The organism is Flavobacterium sp. LM5, from assembly GCF_002017945.1.
GTDB classification, from domain to species: domain Bacteria; phylum Bacteroidota; class Bacteroidia; order Flavobacteriales; family Flavobacteriaceae; genus Flavobacterium; species Flavobacterium succinicans.
Genome location: NZ_MUFX01000056.1, coordinates 1 through 3,917 on the forward strand (window position 1 = coordinate 1; position 3,917 = coordinate 3,917).

Consider the following 3,917-nt stretch of genomic DNA (forward strand, 5'->3'; position numbering starts at 1 on the left):
AAGTAATGCTATTTTTTTTACTTGTTTTAATATTTTCATAGTTCTGTGGTTTTGTTAACGTGGATTTTTTTCGATTCCTGTATTAGATACGTGTAATGGGATTTGAATAGCTTTTCGTTTATCGTCTTTTGTTAAAATATTATCCGCTTGATTATATGATTGATGGGTTACTTTTAAAGCAAACCTTTTAATATCAAGCCATCTTAAGCCTTCGTGAATAAACTCTCTTCTTCTAATTTCAGCAATTGCTTTTATGTAAGAAGTTTGTATTGGAGTTAGTGAGTAAAACGGAGTGTATTCATTTTCTATGACCGGATACTTGGCTATAACTTTAGCTTGTGTAATTTTGTCAGTAGTGGCATTATAATTTTTTACACGAATAGACATGAAATAATCTAATTCTTGATTGGCTAAATCGATTTGATTCGTCATAATCAGTGCTTCGATTCGATTGAGGTACAATTCGTCATTACTTAATAATACAAGACCGGTAAACGGAAGACCAATTCCAGCATTTGCATTGGTGTATCTGAAGTATTCAGTAAATTTAGGAACGAAAATAGTGATTTGACCATTATACGATAACGGGCGATATAAATATTCTTTGTTTACTAAATTCGTTGTTGTTCCAAAAAGCTCGTCTCTATTGGCGCCTGTTAATTGATATCTGTTTCGTCTAAAACTTCTAGAGTAAGTAGATGAAGCAGAAACAATCAATAGGTTAGTGTTTTCACTTTCTTGAGAATATTTTCTTGTACCTGTTTCAAAATCAACATCTAAATAGGATTGATAGTTTCTTAATTGATCAATTTTATTTGAAGATAATTCATTAGAAACTTCTAAAACCTTATTCCATTCGCCTGTAATGGCATAAAAACGACTTGCAAAAGTGTTTGCTGCAGCTTTGTTAAAGTGGAATTTTGGCAATTTGTAATCACTATTGACATATTTAAGGCCTTCTGCTAAATCTGCTTTAATGTAATTGAAAACTTCTTCTACGGTATTCCTAGTGTACTTTTTTATCAATACGTCTTCGGGTTCTAATACATATGGTATTCCCAAATCAGTTTTTGCTGTTGCAGGATTATACCTTTGAGAGAAAAAGCTAACAAGCATAAAGTGAGAATAAGCTCTGGCAATAAGTGCTTCTCCTTTTTGAGGATTTAAATTACTTGGGTTGCCTAATTTTTTTTATGGCATCTAGTGCTTGATTGGCATGTGCAATAGCATCATAACAAGCATCCCAATAAAAAGAAGGAGTGTCTCTTTGAATATCATCCTGCATTTCCCAGTTGTAATTTTGACTATTTTTTATAGTTGTCAGTGTTAAATCACCACTGTCAAAAACATTATCCGTCATTGTTTCAGCAAATTCCATATAGTTGGCTTGTGGATATGCATTAACTAATATTTCAGATATTTTTTCTGGTGTATTTAATTGTGTTCTGTTGTCAGGAATCTCAGAAAGGAAATCATCGCAACTAGTTGAAAGTACTAATGTCAATAAGAGACTTAGTGTTATATTTAGTTTTCTCATTTTTTTTGGTTTATTAAAAAGATACGTTAAGAGAGAATGTATACTGGCTAGTTATCGGCTGAGATACTCCACCAGATCTGTAAAATTCAGGATCTTGTCCGTTTAGTTTTTTGTCAGAATAGATTAAAAGAGGGTTAGCAGTTGATGCTTTCATGGTAAAAAATATTAAGTCCTAATTTTTTCTTTAAATCTTTAGGGAATTCATAGCTAATTGCTACATTTTTTAATCTTACAAAAGTACCATCAGCAACACGTTCGTCAGAAAAGTTATAGGCATTGTATGCTCTTGTTAAATCTTTTGATTCAGCCGCATAGTTGGCAATTAATCGTTTGTCAGCAATAACTGGAATTGTTGTTAATGCTTCATCACCTGGATTAATCCATCTATTTGTGAATTCTATATACTCTGACAGTTATGATCGATTTAACTGTCAGTTTATATAGGATTCACAAATAGATGGATTAATCCAGGTGATGAAGCATTAACAACAATTCCAGTTATTGCTGACAAACGATTAATTGCCAACTATGCGGCTGAATCAAAAGATTTAACAAGAGCATACAATGCCTATAACTTTTCTGACGAACGTGTTGCTGATGGTACTTTTGTAAGATTAAAAAATGTAGCAATTAGCTATGAATTCCCTAAAGATTTAAAGAAAAAATTAGGACTTAATATTTTTACCATGAAAGCATCAACTGCTAACCCTCTTTTAATCTATTCTGACAAAAAACTAAACGGACAAGATCCTGAATTTTACAGATCTGGTGGAGTATCTCAGCCGATAACTAGCCAGTATACATTCTCTCTTAACGTATCTTTTTAATAAACCAAAAAAATGAGAAAACTAAATATAACACTAAGTCTCTTATTGACATTAGTACTTTCAAACTAGTTGCGATGATTTCCTTTCTGAGATTCCTGACAACAGAACACAATTAAATACACCAGAAAAAATATCTGAAATATTAGTTAATGCATATCCACAAGCCAACTATATGGAATTTGCTGAAACAATGACGGATAATGTTTTTGACAGTGGTGATTTAACACTGACAACTATAAAAAATAGTCAAAATTACAACTGGGAAATGCAGGATGATATTCAAAGAGACACTCCTTCTTTTTATTGGGATGCTTGTTATGATGCTATTGCACATGCCAATCAAGCACTAGATGCCATAAAAAAATTAGGCAACCCAAGTAATTTAAATCCTCAAAAAGGAGAAGCACTTATTGCCAGAGCTTATTCTCACTTTATGCTTGTTAGCTTTTTCTCTCAAAGGTATAATCCTGCAACAGCAAAAACTGATTTGGGAATACCATATGTATTAGAACCCGAAGACGTATTGATAAAAAAGTACACTAGGAATACCGTAGAAGAAGTTTTCAATTACATTAAAGCAGATTTAGCAGAAGGCCTTAAATATGTCAATAGTGATTACAAATTGCCAAAATTCCACTTTAACAAAGCTGCAGCAAACACTTTTGCAAGTCGTTTTTATGCCATTACAGGCGAATGGAATAAGGTTTTAGAAGTTTCTAATGAATTATCTTCAAATAAAATTGATCAATTAAGAAACTATCAATCCTATTTAGATGTTGATTTTGAAACAGGTACAAGAAAATATTCTCAAGAAAGTGAAAACACTAACCTATTGATTGTTTCTGCTTCATCTACTTACTCTAGAAGTTTTAGACGAAACAGATATCAATTAACAGGCGCCAATAGAGACGAGCTTTTTGGAACAACAACGAATTTAGTAAACAAAGAATATTTATATCGCCCGTTATCGTATAATGGTCAAATCACTATTTTCGTTCCTAAATTTACTGAATACTTCAGATACACCAATGCAAATGCTGGAATTGGTCTTCCGTTTACCGGTCTTGTATTATTAAGTAATGACGAATTGTACCTCAATCGAATCGAAGCACTGATTATGACGAATCAAATCGATTTTAGCCAATCAAGAATTAGATTATTTCATGTCTATTCGTGTAAAAAATTATAATGCCACTACTGACAAAATTACACAAGCTAAAGTTATAGCCAAGTATCCGGTCATAGAAAATGAATACACTCCGTTTTACTCACTAACTCCAATACAAACTTCTTACATAAAAGCAATTGCTGAAATTAGAAGAAGAGAGTTTATTCACGAAGGCTTAAGATGGCTTGATATTAAAAGGTTTGCTTTAAAAGTAACCCATCAATCATATAATCAAGCGGATAATATTTTAACAAAAGACGATAAACGAAAAGCTATTCAAATCCCATTACACGTATCTAATACAGGAATCGAAAAAAATCCACGTTAACAAAACCACAGAACTATGAAAATATTAAAACAAGTAAAAAAAATAGCATTACTTACT

At 32.0% G+C, this 3,917-nt stretch carries 3 protein-coding genes and 1 pseudogene; 2 read left to right on the plus strand and 2 right to left on the minus strand.

Going from position 1 to position 3,917, the window contains the following annotated elements; translation table 11 throughout:
* Window positions 1-54 precede the first annotated feature (54 nt).
* Entirely contained in the window at window positions 55-432 is a 378-nt protein-coding gene (locus tag BXU11_RS18535) for a RagB/SusD family nutrient uptake outer membrane protein (protein WP_255373982.1), read from the minus strand.
* Window positions 433-930: 498 nt separating this feature from the next.
* Window positions 931-1,537, minus strand: a pseudogene (locus BXU11_RS18335) (RagB/SusD family nutrient uptake outer membrane protein); the annotation flags it as partial.
* Between the two features lie 957 nt (window positions 1,538-2,494).
* On the opposite strand from BXU11_RS18335, the gene BXU11_RS17490 reads away from it, so the two are divergent.
* Window positions 2,495-3,553: a RagB/SusD family nutrient uptake outer membrane protein gene (locus tag BXU11_RS17490; RefSeq protein ID WP_255373983.1), complete on the plus strand. Its 1,059-nt coding sequence runs from the start codon at window positions 2,495-2,497 to the stop codon at window positions 3,551-3,553.
* The gene (locus BXU11_RS18350; RefSeq protein ID WP_223253797.1) at window positions 3,528-3,860 is read left to right on the plus strand and encodes a RagB/SusD family nutrient uptake outer membrane protein; all 333 of its coding nucleotides are present in this window, start codon (window positions 3,528-3,530) and stop codon (window positions 3,858-3,860) included. Before BXU11_RS17490 ends, BXU11_RS18350 begins: the two co-directional genes overlap by 26 nt.
* The last annotated feature ends 57 nt before the right edge of the window (window positions 3,861-3,917 follow it).

Bases quoted from the DNA above. Each gene is read 5' to 3' on its own strand.
- BXU11_RS18535 (WP_255373982.1), bottom strand. From the start codon at position 432: ATGACGAATCAAATCGATTTAGCCAATCAAGAATTAGATTATTTCATG.
- BXU11_RS18350 (WP_223253797.1), top strand. From the start codon at position 3,528: ATGTCTATTCGTGTAAAAAATTATAATGCCACTACTGACAAAATTACA.